Source organism: Chromobacterium sp. Ag138, from assembly GCF_055181315.1.
The window spans coordinates 1159772-1174069 of sequence record NZ_JBUPWA010000001.1 but is presented as its reverse complement, the minus strand read 5'-3'; the positions used below and the strand labels follow the sequence as shown (position 1 = coordinate 1174069).

Here is a 14298-nt window from a genome sequence, read left to right as displayed (position 1 = left end):
CGCGGGCTTGCGCTGCGCGGCCGTTTTCATGTCTGCTCTTATTTGGCGCCGGCCAATTCCGGCGCGGCGGCCTCGGCCTTGCTGCGGCATTGCAGCCAGATCGCGCACTCCAGCTGCATCGCCGTCTCGCCGCGCTGGTTGCGGGTGGTCCAGCTCACCTTGACCACGCCGAAGCCGGGCTGGCTGCTGGAGCGGCGCTTGTCCAGCACTTCCACTTCCACCTGCAGCGTGTCGCCGGGGCGGCTCGGCTGCGGCCAGCGCATCTTGTCGATCTGCATGCCGATCAGACCATTGGCGGCGCGGCCCAGTTCAGACTCCGCCACCAGCCGCATCGACAGGCTGCTGGTATGCCAGCCGCTGGCGGCCAGGCCGTTGAAAAAGGTCTGGCGGGCGGCTTCCGGATCGGTATGGAAAGGCTGGGGGTCGAACTGGCGGGCGAAAGCGATGATTTCCTGCTCGCTCAGCGTGTGTTCCGCGCTTAAAAAAAGCTGGCCGGGCCTAAGGTCTTCGAAGTAGAGCATGATTCATCTTACGTTAACGTAACATCAGGCTTGCAGCATAGCTCCGACGTTGAAATTGGTCAAAGCATCATTCTCAATCCAGCGCCGCGGCGATCGCCTCGGCAAGGCCGGCGGGATTGTCCCAGGCCAGCGAGTGCCCGGCGTCGGCGACGATGCTGGCGGCGATGCCATGCCGGGGCAGCCATGTGACGTCCGGATCGGGCAGCGATTTTTCGCCGAAGATGATGCGGCGCGGCATGGGCAAGGCCCGCAGCTGCTCGCGCCAGCTGACTGCGCTGCCCGCGATCAGGCCCTTGGCCGCCCGATGCACGGCCAGCGGCGAGGCGACGGCCATGCTGCCGGCCCAGTTGGGACTGTCCGCGCCGAAGGTCTGAATGATTTCCCGATGGCCGCGGGCGACGTAGTCGGCCTCGCTCCAGCTTGCCAGCGCGCGGCTGTAGGCGCCGCCGCCGCTGTCCAGGTTCGGTTCGGCCAACACCAGGCGTCGGATGCGACCCGGCATGAGCGTAGCCAGGTCGATGGCGACGCTGCCGCCCATGCTGTGGCCGTAGAGATCGAATTCGCGCAAGCCCAGTTGTTCGATCCATTGCGCCAGCGCTTCAGCCTGGGCACTGGGGGCGTAGCTGAAATCTTCCGGCTTGTCGCTGAAGCCGTGGCCCAGCAAATCCACCAATAGCGCGCGGCGGCCGGCGAGGCCCGGTTCGGCCAGCAGGCGGGGATAATCGAACGAGGAGGCGCAGCCCAGTCCGTGCAGCATGATGAGCGGCGCGCCGTGGCCGGGGATGTCGTGATAGCGCAGCATGGCTTGCGGCTGGCAAAGCGCGAAATATTGCATGATGGACTCAGTGCGAGGCGTTGGAGGTTTTTCGATATTCGCGGCGCTTCAGGCCGCTGATGTGGGTCAGCCTGGTTCCGGCGGCTTGGCGGCTGAAGATCAGCCGTTCGGGCAGCCGCTCCAGTTTCGCCTCGCAATGCTCCGGCCCGCTGCGGCTGGCGATGACGGCGCAGTCGCAGCGCGCGCCGTAGCTGCGCGTGAGCGTGGCGATGCCGCCATTCATGATGATTTCATCGCCGTCGCCGGCCAGGTAGCGCCCATCGAGCCAATCGGGCAGGGCGGCGAAACCGGTTGCGGCGGGGCCGGTATCGACAGGCTTGCCGTCCAGGAGCTGGCAAACCGTTTCCGCCAGCGCCCAAGCATCGGTTTGAGCCAGATTGCTGAGCGCGATCACGCAACGGTTCTTGGCTGGCTGGGCCAGCAAGACCGAAACAAAGCCGTTGATGTCGCCAAGATGGGAGAGGACGGGGCCGTCGGGCGTGTGTTCGCGATACCAGCCGGCGGCGAAGCCGTCCTCGCCGTTCTCGGTGGCGAACATCCACTCCCGGCTGTCCGGGGAGAGGATGTCGCTGCTGCTCAGCGCTTGCCACCAGCGCAACAGGCCGGGAGCGTTGGCGCTGAGGCTGTAGGCGCCGAAGCCGTTGCTGATGTCCAAGGGCGGCGCCTCTTGCCATTCGGTGTCCAGCCAATAGCCGCGCGCGCCATCGGTTGCCGGGGCCTCGATTTCATCGCGTATGCCGCTCAGCCCCGCCGGCTCCAGCATCTGGCGCAATAGAGCCGCGAATGGTTTGCCGCGCAAAATCTCAAGCAGCCGCGCCAGCAAGGCGTAAGCGGTATTGCTGTAGGCGCAGCCTGCGCCCGGAGCGAACAGCGGCGGACGGGCGAGGATGTCGTTTATCAGTTGGTCCGGCGTCCAGCGTTGCCGCATCCGCGTCGGCCAGTAGTCGGGCAGGGCGGTATGGTTGCCCAGCCCCGAGCGGTGGCGCAGCAAGTGGCCGGCGGTGAGGGCGGCCGGCAGCTTGAATTGCGGCAACAGCGGCTGAATGGGCTGATCCAGCGTCAGCAAGCCATCATCCACCAGACGCAAAACCAGCGCGGCGGTAAAGCTTTTGCTGAGCGAGCCTATGCGCAGCGGCGTATCGTTCGCCATCGGCCTGCCGGAAGCGGCGTCGGCCCAGCCATGGCTGCGCAGCCATTGCCTGTCGCCTTCGGCAGCCAGGATGACGCCGCTGAAATTGCCGTCGGCGGCCAGGCGTTCCAGATAAGGCGTCAGCAAGTCCATCGATGTTGCCTGGCTGGCCGGCGCGTGCAGCGCGGTGTCGCGCAGGCTGCCTTTCCGCCGGCGTGCGCGGCGGGGTGATCTCCCAGTGTCGGGCAGCGTAGGGTCAGGCGTTCGCTTTCGATCTGTTCGGGAATGTTCCGCAGAATATCCGGCATGTCATGTTCCTTGCATTGCGCAATGCAATGTTAACGTCATGGCGTGGAATGTTCCAAGCAGGATTTCAGACCCGCAGCGCGGCGATCAGCGCCGCTTCCAGCGCCAGCGAGGTCTTGTCGTCCTTCAGCGCGGCGCCGGAAATCTGGAACGAGTCCTCGGCCCGGCCGCCCAGCGTCATGATCTTGGCGGACCGCACATTGAGCCGGTAATCGGCCAGCACCTTGGCGATGCGGGCGAGCAGGCCGGGACGGTCGCCGGCGACGATGGACAGGATGAAGTCGTTGTCCCGGTCGTCCGGGCGGATCGATACCTGCGGCGTGATCGGAAAGTGCTTCAGGTGGCGGCTGATCCGTCCTTGCGGCGGCAGCTGCAAGGGCTGGTCCGCGGCCAGCGCCGCGGCCAGTTCGAACTCGATGAAGTTGATCATGTCGCGGTAGTCGCCGTCGTGGTGCTCGGGCACGAAGACGTGGAAAGTGTCCAGCGCGTAGCCGTGGCGGGTGGTGTAGACCTTGGCGTCGGCGATGCTGTAGTTGGTGCGGCCGAAGAAGGCGCAGGCGCGGGCGAACAGCTCCGGCTTGTCCGGCGAGTAGATCAGCACCTGCAGGCCTTCGTGGTCGTCGGCCAGCCGCGCGCGCACCTGCGGCAGGTCGGGCGACAGCTGGCGGTTGAGCACGCGGGCGTGCCAGGCGATTTCCTTGGCCTCGTGGCGCAGGAAGTAGACGGTATCGAGCTGCGCCCACAGGCCGGCTTCGGCGCCGTCCGGTATCGCGTGCAGCCGCAGCTGGGCGCGGGCCTGGTTCTTGCGCGCTTCCAATTCCGAAGCGAGGTCGATTTCGCCGCCGCGCGACAGCACGCGCAGCGTCGCGTGGTACAGGTCTTCCAGCAGCTTGGCCTTCCAGGTGTTCCACACCTTGGGGCTGGTGCCGCGGATGTCGGCCACAGTCAGCAGGTAGAGCGCGGCCAGGCGGCGCGGCGTGCGCACCAGATCGGCGAAGCGCTGCACCGTTTCCGGGTCGTAGATGTCCTGCTTCTGCGCGATGCTGGACATGGTCAGGTGCTGGCCCACCAGCCAGGCGACCAGTTCGCAGTCTTCCGGAGGCAGGCCGTGGTCGCGGCAAAAGGCCTCGGCGTCGGCGATGCCCAGCTGGGAGTGGTCGCCGCCCCGGCCCTTGGCGATGTCGTGGAACAGGCCGGCCAGATACAGCACCTCCGGCCGGTCGAAATCGTTGATCAGCCGCGACAGGAACGGGTATTCGTGGTTGTAGGCGCTGATGGCGAAGCGGCGCAGATTGCGCACCACCATCAGGATGTGTTCGTCCACGGTGTAGACGTGGAACAGATCGTGCTGCATCTGGCCGACGATCTGGCCGAAATTGGGCAGGTACTGGCCGAGGATGCCGTACAGGTTCATCCGCCTCAGCGTGCGGGTGAGGCCGGCAGGCTCGCGGAAGATCTGCATGAAGGTGGCGCGGTTGCGCGGATCTTGGCGGAAGCGGTCGTTGATCTGGCTGCGGCCGTGCCACAACGCGCGCAGCATGCGCGGCGCGAAGCCGGACAGCTCGGGGTGGCGCTGCAGCGTCAGGAAGGCTTCCAGTATCGCGTGCGGGTGCTTGTCGAAGACATTGACCTCGCGTATGCCCAGCATGCCGTTGACGGCGTGGAAGTATTCGTTGATGTGCTGGGTGACGCGCGGCACCTGGCTGTAGATGCGGCCGCGCAGGTTGGGCAGCAGGATGCCGTTGAGCTGGTTCACCGTTTTGGCGGCGCGGAAGTAGAGCTGCATCAGCTGTTCGCTGGCGCGCTTGGCGGCGGTGTCGGCCAGGCCCCAGGCCTGCGCCACCTGCTGCTGCAGGTCGAAGATCAGCCTGTCTTCGCGGCGGCGGGCCAGCAGGTGCAGGTCGATGCGCAGTTTTTGCAGCTGCTCCTCGCTGTGCTTGATCAGCCGCGCCTCGGCCAGGGTGAGGATGCCGCGCCGGACCAGCGAATCCCAGTTGTCGCCCAGCCCCGCCGCCTTGCTGATCCACAGAATGGTGTGCAGGTCGCGCAGACCACCCGGGCTTTCCTTCAGATTGGGCTCCAGGTTGTTGCTGACGCCGAAGTGGCGGGTGTGGCGCTGCTGCTGCTCCAGCGTCTTGCCTTCGAAGAAGGCCAGCGGGTCGCGCTGCGCCTCCAGCCGCGTCATCAGCTTGCGCCAGGGTTCGGCCGGGCCGGCCACCAGCCGGTTTTCCAGCAGATTGGTCTCGATGGTGATGTCGCCGGCGGCTTCGCGCAGGCATTCGTTCGTCGTGCGCACGCTGTGGCCGATTTCCAGGCCGATGTCCCACATCAGGCCGATGAAATGGCTGACCTTGTCGTTGGTTTCGGCGGCGGGCTGGTCGGGCAGCAGGATCAGGATGTCGACGTCGGAGCAGGGGAACAGCTGGCCGCGGCCGTAGCCGCCCACCGCCGCCAGGGTGGCCAGTCCGTCCAGGCCCTGCTCGCGCCACAGTTCGGCCAGCGCCTGGTCCACCGCCTGGCTGTAATGGCGCAGGAAGGCTGGCGCGTCGCGGTCGGCGCGGTAGGCCTCTGCCAGTTGTTGTCGCTTGTCGGCCAGCGTCTGCCGCCAGCGCTGCAGGGGAGTGGCCGCAAGCGTCATGTCAGCGCCTTTCCTGTTTCGCGATGATGGCGATGCCGCCCAGGAAGAAGATCAGCGTGGGCAGGGTGGCGGACAGGATGGAGTTCCAGTCGTACAGCAAGCCCAGGTGGCCGAACAGACGGTTCACGAAGTGGAAGGTCACGCCCAGGCAGATGCCGGCGAACAGCTTGATGCCCAACTGGCCGTGGCGGCGCTGTTGCGGCGTGAAGGCCAGCGCCACCAGCGCCATCGAAATGCAGGCCAGCGGATAGAACAGCTTGCTCCATAGCGCGATCTCGTAGCGCTGGGTCTGCTGCTTGTTCTTCTTCAGGTGTTCGATGTAAGTGAGCAGGTTGTGTGCCGACATCTGTTCCGGCACAACCAGCAGCACCGACAGGATTTCCGGCTCGATGATGGACTTCCATTTCAGCGCCGGGTAGGCGTTGCTGATGGTGTGATCGGCGCCCAGCACGGTTTCCTTGACGTTTTCCAGCTGCCAGCTGCGGTCCTGCTTGGAGAAGGTGCCGCGCTCGGCGATCCGGGTGCGCTCCAGCTTGAAGTCTTGATCGTAGGTGTAGATGCGGATGCCCAGCAGGGTGTTGTCCGGCAGCATTTCATGCACGTTGATGAAGTTCTGGTTGTCCTTCACCCAGGTGCCGGAACGGAATTCCTTGGCGACGATGGAGTGGGTGGCGGTCAGCTTGGTGCGCTCGGCCTCCTGCATCGCCCACGGCGAGAGGAATTCGCCCAGCAAAATGGTGAGCACGGCGAAGCCCAGGCCGAATTTCAGCAGGGTGGCGGCGATCTGGCCCAGCGTGACGCCGGAGGTGCGGATCACCGTGTATTCGCTGGAGCTGGCCAGCTGGGTCATCGCCACCATGCCGCCGATCAGCACGGCCAGCGGCATCAGTTCGTAAGCGTGGCCGGGGATCAGCAGCGCCACGTAGGTGGCCATCACGCCGGCGGTATAGGTGCCGGTGCCTAGGGCGGGCACTTCGCCCAGCAGATCGAAAAAGCCGTACAGGCCCAGCAGCGCCAGCAAGGTGAACAGCGTGGATTGGGTCAGGGTGCTGATGATGTAGCGGTGTATGAGTTTCATCGACGTGGGCGCTTAGCTTTTTTTGCTGAACATCAGGCGCAGAGAGTGCGAGAACGGCGCCTGCGGACGATCGCGGTGTTTGAGCAGCAGCAGCGCCGCCAGCAGCAGCAGCGCGTGCACCAGCGCCACCGCCCAGACGCCCACCTTGTCCTGGCCCACCCAGTTCCGGGTCAGGGTCAGGCCGTTTTGATAGACGAAGAAAGCCAGCAGCGCGAACAGCAGATTATAGGTATGGCCGCTGCGCGGATTGTAGTAAGACAGCGGCAGCGCCAGCAGCGCCAGCAGGATGCAGCTGATGGGCATGGAAAGGCGCCAGGCCAGTTCCGCGCGGTACTCCGGGTTGCCGCTGCCCGCGAGCAGAACGCTGGTGGGGATGGATTGGCGGTTGCTGGCCGGTCCGGTCGCGGCCTGGCTGTCTCCCAGGCTGGCCGTGTAACGTTTGAAATCGCCTATTTGGTAATCGGCCTGGCCGGGCTCGCCGACATAACGCTTGCCGTCTTCCAGCACCAGCACGCGCTCGCCGTCCGGCTTGATCGAAATGTAGCCGCGCTTGGCGAAAATGGTGCTGACTTTGCCGTCGGTCATATCCTGCATGAAGATATTGGTGGCGGCGCTGTGCAGGCCGGAATAATTTTCAATGAAATACACTTTGCTGGACGAAGCGGATTCCTTGAACACCCCCGGCGATATTGCGGAGATTTCTTCGCGGCGCTTGATGATTTCCGCGTAATCCTGGCTGCGCTGGTCCGCCCAGGGGCCGACGAACAGGGTCACGCCGGCGATCAGCACCGCCAGCGGCACGGTAAAGCGCATGATGGGCCAGACCCAGTCGCGCAGCGACAGGCCGGCGGAGAGCCAGACCACCATCTCATGGTCGCGCCAGGTGCGGGTGAGCACCACCAGCACGCTGACGAACACGGTCAGAATCATCAGAACCGGGAAAAATCCCAATGTCCAGAAACCGATCAGCGCGGTGACCGCCTCGTTCGCGATCTGCCCCTCCGCGGCCCGCCCCAGCAGATTGATCGCCTGCGTGGAAACAATGATGGCGAGGAGCACGACGAATACGCCCAGCGCGGTTAAAGTCAATTCCCGTGTCAGGCTTTTTTGAAAAACCATTTATTCAGTGCCTTTTTGACTTTTTGTGAAAAGCATTGTGATAATTCGATGAGACAATTCTGAATCGCCAATTCCGGCAAATTTGGACTAATACAACAATCCTGCGTTACCGGCGGCCGAGCCGTCCGTCTTTCCCGAGCTTAGACGGCCGTCATGAGGTGGCGCAACGACACTCGTTCTACAGCGGAGTACTTATGGAATTTAACATAAAAAGCGGCAGCCCGGAGAAGCAGCGCGTCGCCTGCGTGATCGTCGGCGTTTATGAATCGCGCAAGCTCACCTTTGCCGCCGATCTGCTCGATCGCATCTCCAACGGCTTCATCAGCGACGTGATCCGCCACGGCGATATGGAGGGGAAACTGGGCAGCACGCTGGTGCTGCACTCGGTGCCGCACACGCTGTGCGATCGGGTGATGCTGGTCGGCCTGGGCAAGGAGCGCGAGTTCCGCGCCAAGGAGTATCGCGAGGCCGTGCGCGCCTCGGTCAAGGCCTTGACCCAGACCTCCGCCAGCGAGGCCGTCAGCTACCTGTCCGAATTGACCGTCAAGAAACATGATGTGGAGTGGATGATCGAGCAGGCCACCGTGGTGACGCTGGACGCGCTGTACCGTTTCGACCGCTTCAAGAGCAAGCAGGACGAGTCCGCGCGCGAACCACGCAAGCTGACGCTGGCGGTGCCGCGCCGCAGCGATCTGGCCGACGGCGAGAAAGGCCTGCAACGCGGCCTGGCCATCGGCAACGGCATGAAGCTGGCCAAAGACCTGGGCAATCTGCCGGGCAACGTCTGCACGCCGAGTTACTTGGCCGACGAAGGACGCAAGGTCGCCGATGCATTTGGCGGCGAGGCCGAGATTCTGGGGCCGAAGGAAATCGCGGAGCTGGGCATGCATTCCTTCCTGTCCGTGGCCAAGGGCAGCTCGGAAGAGGCCCGCCTGATCGTGCTCAAGCACCAGGGCGCCAAGGATAAGAGCGACAAGCCCATCGTGCTGGTGGGCAAGGGCATCACCTTCGATTCCGGCGGCATTTCGCTGAAGCCGGGCGAGGGCATGGACGAGATGAAGTACGACATGTGCGGCGCCGCCACCGTGCTGGGCGCGTTCCGCGCCGCGGTGGAGATGAACCTGCCGCTGAACATCGTCGCCATCGTCCCCACCTGCGAAAACATGCCGGCCGGCAATGCGGTCAAGCCGGGCGACATCGTCACCTCGATGTCCGGCCAGACCATCGAAGTGCTGAATACCGACGCCGAAGGCCGATTGATCCTGTGCGACGCGCTGACCTATGCCGAGCGTTTCAATCCGGCCACGGTGGTGGACGTCGCCACGCTGACCGGCGCTTGCGTGATCGCGCTGGGCCACATCGCCACCGGCCTTTACAGCAACCAGGACAGCCTGGCGCGCGAGCTGCTGGCTGCCGGCGAGGAAGTCGCCGACCGCGCCTGGCACATGCCCCTGTGGGATGAATATCAGGAGCAGTTGAAGAGTCCGTTCGCCGACATGGCCAATATCGGCGGCCGCCCGGGCGGCAGCATCACCGCGGCCTGCTTCCTGTCCCGCTTTGCCAAGGCCTACGACTGGGCGCATCTGGACATCGCCGGCACTGCCTGGAAGGGCGGCAAGGACAAGGGCGCCACCGCGCGTCCGGTGCCGTTGCTGGTCCAGTTCCTGCAAGACCGCGCCGACATCGCGCTGGGCAACGTGGTGCGCCGCGGCCGCCCGCGCCGCGAGGCGCCCGAAGTGGCAGACGATGAGCAAGATTGATTTCTACACCAATGTCGCCGATCCGCAGGCTTTCGCCTGCAGGTTGGCGGATACCGTGCAGCGCAAGAAGGAACGGTTGCTGATCTGGCTGGACAGCGAACGCAGCGTCGAAGTGTTCAGCAACCGCTTGTGGAGTTTCGGCGATACCCGCTTCGTGCCGCATTGCCGGCTGGGCGAGCCGGGCGCGGCCGAGACGCCGGTCTGGCTCACGGCCAGCCTGCCGGACGACTTGACCCACCCGGTATTGCTGAATCTGGGGCCGCAATTGCCCTATGAATTCGGCAGGTTTGAGCGCATTCTTGAAATAGTGGGGCGCGACCCGGAGTCGCTGGCCACTGCCCGCGAGCGTTTCCGTGCCTACCGTGAGCACGGTTGCGCGATCGAACATCACGACATGAGTCAAACGCCATGACCGAGTCGCCGAAAGCCGACGAGCCCGACTGGAGCGGCCTCAACCTGCCGGTCCTGACTGAAGTGGTGGACGAACCAGCCGTGCCGACGCTGGCCGAGGAGGCGCCCACGGACGCGCAGGCGGAGGTTCCCGAGTTTGATTTCTCTTCCGAGCTGGACTTGCTGGCGGCTGAGCTGGACGAGGGCGAGCACCAGCTGGAAATTCCCGAACTGACGCTGGATGAGCTGCTGGAGACGCCCGCACCGGAAACCGAACCGGCCGGCGGCCTGGATTTCAGCGGTTTGCCGTCGCTTGAGTTGGCGGACGCCGACATCGCGGCCGACGGCGAGGAGTTGGGCTTCGTGCTGGAGCCCAAGGCAGAGGCGCACGCCCCGGAGGCGGATGGACTGGCCGAGTTGATGGCCAGGGCTGATCCGCAGCTGTCTGGCGAAGAGCCGTCCATCGAGCCGCATTCGGCGGCGTCCGCCGAAGATGCCGCTGAGACGGTCGCTCCAGACCAAATGGATTGGGGCGATGTGGTGGCCGCGGCCAGCGAGCCTCCCGTCGCCGCGCATCCGGCTGCTGCTAAGAGCGCGGCCGAAGAGCTGCCGGCGCTGGAGCCGGAGGGCGCGATTGAGACGCCGGTTGCCGAGGCGGAATCCCTCCCCGAACTGCCGATTCCGGACGCGGCGGATGCGCGCGAAGCGCCATCGGCGCAGGAGGCCTCTCCGGCGGAAGCAGTGCCGGAGGCCCAGGAGGCGGATGCGCCGCCGCCATTCACTTCCATTTCCATCGACAGCCTGCCCAGCGGCGTCCTCGGCGGCGGCGCAGGCCGCGAGCCGCCGCCGTCCAGCGGGCTGGAGTGGTTGTCCGAGTTGCCGTCCCAGCAGCAGGCCGAGCCGCCCAAGCCGACGATCAAGGACATGATCGCCGAGGCGGAGCGCGTGCTGGCGGAGGAGCGGGCGAAGCAGCAGGCCGCCAACCGCGAGGTGGCGGAGGCGTTCGGCCTGCCGCAGCGGGAGGAGCCGCTCATCGCCGCGGAGCGGCCCATGGAGGCCCCTGCGGCCGCGCAGGAAGACACCCTCGCTGTGGAGGCTGACGGCGCTCTGCCCGATGCAGGCCTTGAGGCCGAGATAATCCAGCCCACGGTTGACATCGCGCAGACGCAGGAAACCGCAGAGGCGGATGCCGCCGTTCATGAGCCCGCAGTTAGTTTGGACAGCGAAGCGCTGCCGCCATTTCTGGACGAGCAAGTCGAGCCGTTGGCCGCGATGCCGTTGGAGCAGCCGCAGGCGCTTGAGCAGAGCCCGGCGGAGGTCGCCGCGGCTGAGGAGGATATGGCGCAGGCAATGCCGGAAACCTCGGCGTTCACTGTGCCGGATGAACCGTCGGAATTAGCTGAGACCGAGGCGGCGCTTGATCCCGACATGCCGGTGGAAGCATTGGACGCGGTTGTCCCGCAGTTGGTGGAAGAGGCGCTGCCTGTCGCCGACGCGGAGACGTCGGTCGATTCTGGACTGGAGCCTGCATCCGCGCCGATTGAACTTGCCGCAGATGCGCTTGCTGAGGATGAGGCTGTGCTTGAGACCTCGCCCTTGCTTGTCGAGCAGGAGGCTGCGCTGGAGCCTGTGGCCGAGTCCGCACCATCCATTGAGGCCAAGCCTCCTGAGGGCGGAGCGTCTGAGCCGGCAGAGGCTGACGTTGCGCAGGCCGAGAGTCCGGAATCCGCGCCAGAGCCGGCGTTTGTCGAGAGTGAGCCTGCTTGTGTCGAATCCTCGCCTACTGAGCAGGAGCCGTTTGGCGAATCTGTTCTAGCGTCGCCTCTGGATGACGCGCAGCCGGAGGAAATGATCCCTTCGGAGCCTGTGGCATTGGCCGAGCCGGCAGCGCTGGAGCCGATGGCGGATGTTGAGCCAGCAACTACCGACGAAGCTCCGGCTCATGCGAGGCTTTCGTTTGCAGAGGCGGAAGCATCTGACGAGTCTGATTTCTCATCGCATAGCGCCCCGCTGGATGAAATGACGCCACCGGCACCGGTGGCATTGGCCGAACCGGCTGAGCTCGCTGAGCTGGCACCGGACGCTCATCCGGCACATGCCGAGGCGATGGATAGTTTCGCGGAGCCTGCCGAGGCGGCGCGCTCCCAGGCCGAGTCCGCCCTTGACGCGGACCTTGCGGAGCTGGAGACCATTCCGCTGGAAGCGGTCTTGCCAGAGTCCGTCCCGACGCCGCAGGCGGCGGATGCGCACAAAGGCAATGTCCAGGCGGAGTCCGTGGCAGAGGGGCATGGCGACGCGGTGTCCACCTTGTACGAGGCGGTGCCGCAGCCTGCGCCGTTGGAGGACGAAGACATGCCGGCCTTGTCCGGCTTGTTGGGTCGGAGCCTGGCCGCGCCTGCGCCGGAGGATGCGCCTGCGCCGCCGCAGGAGATGGCGCTGGATGCTCCCGTTTCGGTGGTCAAGGTGGCCGCGATGTCCTCCGCCGCCGGGGCTGGGCGGCAAGGGCCTCCGGCGACGGTGCTGGACGAGCAGGCCTTGTTCAACTCCCTGTACGAACGCATGCTGCCGCGGATGAAAGTGGAGCTGTCTCTGTGGCTGCAGGACGCGATCGAGGTGCAGGCCAAGCAAATGTTGTCAGGGATGATGCACCAATTGAAAGAGGATTATGAAATGCTGTTCGGCGATGCGCTGAAAGAAAGTTTGCGGCAGGCGCTGAGTGATGGCGACGGCGTGCGTAGGATAGGGGAGGACGGGCATGAGTGATCGTTTGTCCGCCATCGTCACCCGCACCGGTGACGACGGCTCCACCGGCCTGGGGGATGGCAGCCGCGTCGCCAAGGACAGCGCCCGCATCCAGGCATTGGGCGATGTCGACGAGCTCAACTCGGTGATCGGCGTGCTGCTTGCCGAATCGCCGCCGCAACCGATGGCGGAGTGGCTGGCGGAAATCCAGCATGATCTGTTCGATCTCGGCTCGGAGCTCGCCGTGCCCGGCTACAACGCCATTTCCGACGGCCATGTGCAGGCGCTGGAGTCGCTGGTGTCTTTCATGAACGAGGAACTCGGGCCGCTGAAGGAGTTCATTCTTCCCGGCGGCTTGCGCAGCGCCGCGTTGGCGCACCAGGCGCGTTCCGTCTGCCGCAGAGCGGAGCGCGCGGTGGTGGCGCTGGCCCGCGAGGAAGAGCTGTCCCAGGCCTTGCGCCGCTACCTGAACCGCTTGTCGGATTTTCTGTTCGTGCTCGCGCGCTATCTCAATCGGGAAGAGGGCGTGCCCGATGTGCTGTGGCGGGCCGGCAGGAAACGCTGAGCATCATGGCGTGACAAGGGGCGGCGGGAGCCGCCCTTTGTCATTTCTTGCAAGCGGGCATAAGCGGCGCGGCAGGATTCTCCACGCGGGGGCCGGCCGCCGCCGCGCGGCTTTGGCAGGATCCATGGCGATCGCAGGCGGAACCTGGCAGCGAGTCCTTGAATTGATGAATCCGGGTGGCTAGCGCTTCGACTTAGAATGTCCAGACAGATGGAAAGCGTTATGGCAATCATTACTGATCCCGCACATCCTATCGTTGCGCGATTTCGACAGCGCCCGGTTTCTGGCCGCCTTGCGCACTCATGCTAATATAGGCAAATACCGCCATGATTCCGATCAACGGTTTCCCTCAAACGAATCCGATAAAAAAATGAACCTGATCAAGCTGATAAGCCCGTTCATCGCCATCGGCCTGGCCATCGCCAGCCCATTGAGCCACGCAGAGCCGGAAGACCAGCCGCTGCCCGGCGATTTCCAGCCCGCTCCCGCAGCCAAGCCGCTGCACCAGCCCCGCGCCAAAGCCGCGCCAAGCCACGCTTCTACGCCAACTGCCCATGCGCAGGGCAAAGCCAAAGCGCCGCATGCCAAATCCGGCAAGGCTCATGTTAAAAAACACGCCGCGAAACCGCATCACGCCAAATCCAAGCATGCCGCCAAAAATAAGCGCGCTCAGACAGGCGGCAAGCATCTGAAAAGAGGGCAGGCCAAGCATCACGCTCAAAAGAAAGCCCACCAACCGGCCAAAGCCCACAAGCACAAGGTTCATAAAAACAAGAAGGCAGCCGTCAAGCCGCATCATAAGCACAAGAAAAAGCATTAGACCTCTTGCCAATCAATAAACGGCCGGGCATAATGTTCGTCTCTTCGCCGGTGTAGCTCAGTTGGTAGAGCACCTGACTTGTAATCAGGGGGTCGCGAGTTCGATTCCTGCCGCCGGCACCAATAAAATCAAGGGCTTACGAATTAATTTTCGTAAGCCCTTGGTGCATTTTAGACAGAATATTAGACAGCGCTGTCTAATATTCGACCGGTTTTCCCCTCTTTTACGTGTGTCCTGCACGGTCTTTTCCCCACCTTTGATCGCCTCTTTTTATTCCCAAATGCATATCGAAACCGCTCGTCGAATGCTTGTTGCCGGCGGAGCATCTATCGCGTAATTTGAAATTGTACAAATTCAAATTGCTATCTGTATGACTTCAACTGCTTGCTTGACCC

At 64.3% G+C, this 14298-nt stretch carries 11 protein-coding genes and 1 tRNA gene; 6 read left to right on the top strand and 6 right to left on the bottom strand.

What is annotated here, in order from left to right:
- Positions 1–38: 38 nt before the first annotated feature.
- The 6 genes from ACY3GB_RS05040 to lptF form a co-directional block, all read right to left on the bottom strand.
- Positions 39–521 (bottom strand): MaoC family dehydratase, encoded by a 483-nt coding sequence (locus ACY3GB_RS05040; protein ID WP_011136468.1) that lies wholly within the window; start codon positions 519–521, stop codon positions 39–41.
- A 73-nt stretch (positions 522–594) separates the two neighbouring features.
- Positions 595–1356, bottom strand: coding sequence for an alpha/beta fold hydrolase (locus ACY3GB_RS05035; RefSeq protein ID WP_463087793.1), 762 nt, complete (start codon positions 1354–1356; stop codon positions 595–597).
- A 7-nt stretch (positions 1357–1363) separates the two neighbouring features.
- Positions 1364–2638: a serine hydrolase domain-containing protein gene (locus tag ACY3GB_RS05030; protein ID WP_463087792.1), complete on the bottom strand. Its 1275-nt coding sequence runs from the start codon at positions 2636–2638 to the stop codon at positions 1364–1366.
- 220 nt (positions 2639–2858) lie between these two features.
- Positions 2859–5429 carry a [protein-PII] uridylyltransferase gene (locus ACY3GB_RS05025; RefSeq protein ID WP_463087791.1) on the bottom strand — a complete coding sequence of 857 codons (2571 nt, stop codon included), beginning with the start codon at positions 5427–5429 and terminating at the stop codon, positions 2859–2861.
- A gap of 1 nt (position 5430) precedes the next feature.
- The gene (gene lptG, locus ACY3GB_RS05020) at positions 5431–6507 is read right to left on the bottom strand and encodes an LPS export ABC transporter permease LptG (RefSeq protein WP_463087790.1); all 1077 of its coding nucleotides are present in this window, start codon (positions 6505–6507) and stop codon (positions 5431–5433) included.
- A gap of 12 nt (positions 6508–6519) precedes the next feature.
- On the bottom strand, positions 6520–7626 hold the full coding sequence (gene lptF / locus ACY3GB_RS05015) for an LPS export ABC transporter permease LptF (protein WP_463087789.1): 1107 nt from the start codon (positions 7624–7626) through the stop codon (positions 6520–6522).
- Between the two features lie 194 nt (positions 7627–7820).
- Between lptF and ACY3GB_RS05010 the strand changes: the two genes are divergently transcribed.
- The 6 genes from ACY3GB_RS05010 (at position 7821) to ACY3GB_RS04985 (ending at position 14025) form a co-directional block, all read left to right on the top strand.
- Entirely contained in the window at positions 7821–9386 is a 1566-nt protein-coding gene (locus ACY3GB_RS05010; RefSeq protein WP_463087788.1) for a leucyl aminopeptidase, read from the top strand.
- Positions 9373–9798 (top strand): DNA polymerase III subunit chi, encoded by a 426-nt coding sequence (locus ACY3GB_RS05005; RefSeq protein ID WP_463087787.1) that lies wholly within the window; start codon positions 9373–9375, stop codon positions 9796–9798. The genes ACY3GB_RS05010 and ACY3GB_RS05005 overlap by 14 nt, the downstream gene beginning before the upstream one ends.
- Positions 9795–12539, top strand: coding sequence for a hypothetical protein (locus tag ACY3GB_RS05000; protein WP_463087786.1), 2745 nt, complete (start codon positions 9795–9797; stop codon positions 12537–12539). The genes ACY3GB_RS05005 and ACY3GB_RS05000 overlap by 4 nt, the downstream gene beginning before the upstream one ends.
- Entirely contained in the window at positions 12532–13083 is a 552-nt protein-coding gene (locus ACY3GB_RS04995; RefSeq protein WP_463087785.1) for a cob(I)yrinic acid a,c-diamide adenosyltransferase, read from the top strand. Before ACY3GB_RS05000 ends, ACY3GB_RS04995 begins: the two co-directional genes overlap by 8 nt.
- 256 nt (positions 13084–13339) lie before the next feature.
- Positions 13340–13903 (top strand): hypothetical protein, encoded by a 564-nt coding sequence (locus ACY3GB_RS04990; RefSeq protein WP_463087784.1) that lies wholly within the window; start codon positions 13340–13342, stop codon positions 13901–13903.
- A gap of 46 nt (positions 13904–13949) precedes the next feature.
- Positions 13950–14025 (top strand) — tRNA-Thr (locus tag ACY3GB_RS04985).
- Positions 14026–14298 lie beyond the last annotated feature (273 nt).

Excerpts from the sequence above, each read along its gene's own strand:
- ACY3GB_RS05040 (WP_011136468.1), bottom strand. The coding sequence starts at position 521 with ATGCTCTACTTCGAAGACCTTAGGCCCGGCCAGCTTTTTTTAAGCGCG.
- ACY3GB_RS05035 (WP_463087793.1), bottom strand. The coding sequence starts at position 1,356 with ATGCAATATTTCGCGCTTTGCCAGCCGCAAGCCATGCTGCGCTATCAC.
- ACY3GB_RS05030 (WP_463087792.1), bottom strand. The coding sequence starts at position 2,638 with ATGGACTTGCTGACGCCTTATCTGGAACGCCTGGCCGCCGACGGCAAT.
- ACY3GB_RS05025 (WP_463087791.1), bottom strand. The coding sequence starts at position 5,429 with ATGACGCTTGCGGCCACTCCCCTGCAGCGCTGGCGGCAGACGCTGGCC.
- lptG (WP_463087790.1), bottom strand. The coding sequence starts at position 6,507 with ATGAAACTCATACACCGCTACATCATCAGCACCCTGACCCAATCCACG.
- lptF (WP_463087789.1), bottom strand. The coding sequence starts at position 7,626 with ATGGTTTTTCAAAAAAGCCTGACACGGGAATTGACTTTAACCGCGCTG.
- ACY3GB_RS05010 (WP_463087788.1), top strand. The coding sequence starts at position 7,821 with ATGGAATTTAACATAAAAAGCGGCAGCCCGGAGAAGCAGCGCGTCGCC.
- ACY3GB_RS05005 (WP_463087787.1), top strand. The coding sequence starts at position 9,373 with ATGAGCAAGATTGATTTCTACACCAATGTCGCCGATCCGCAGGCTTTC.
- ACY3GB_RS05000 (WP_463087786.1), top strand. The coding sequence starts at position 9,795 with ATGACCGAGTCGCCGAAAGCCGACGAGCCCGACTGGAGCGGCCTCAAC.
- ACY3GB_RS04995 (WP_463087785.1), top strand. The coding sequence starts at position 12,532 with ATGAGTGATCGTTTGTCCGCCATCGTCACCCGCACCGGTGACGACGGC.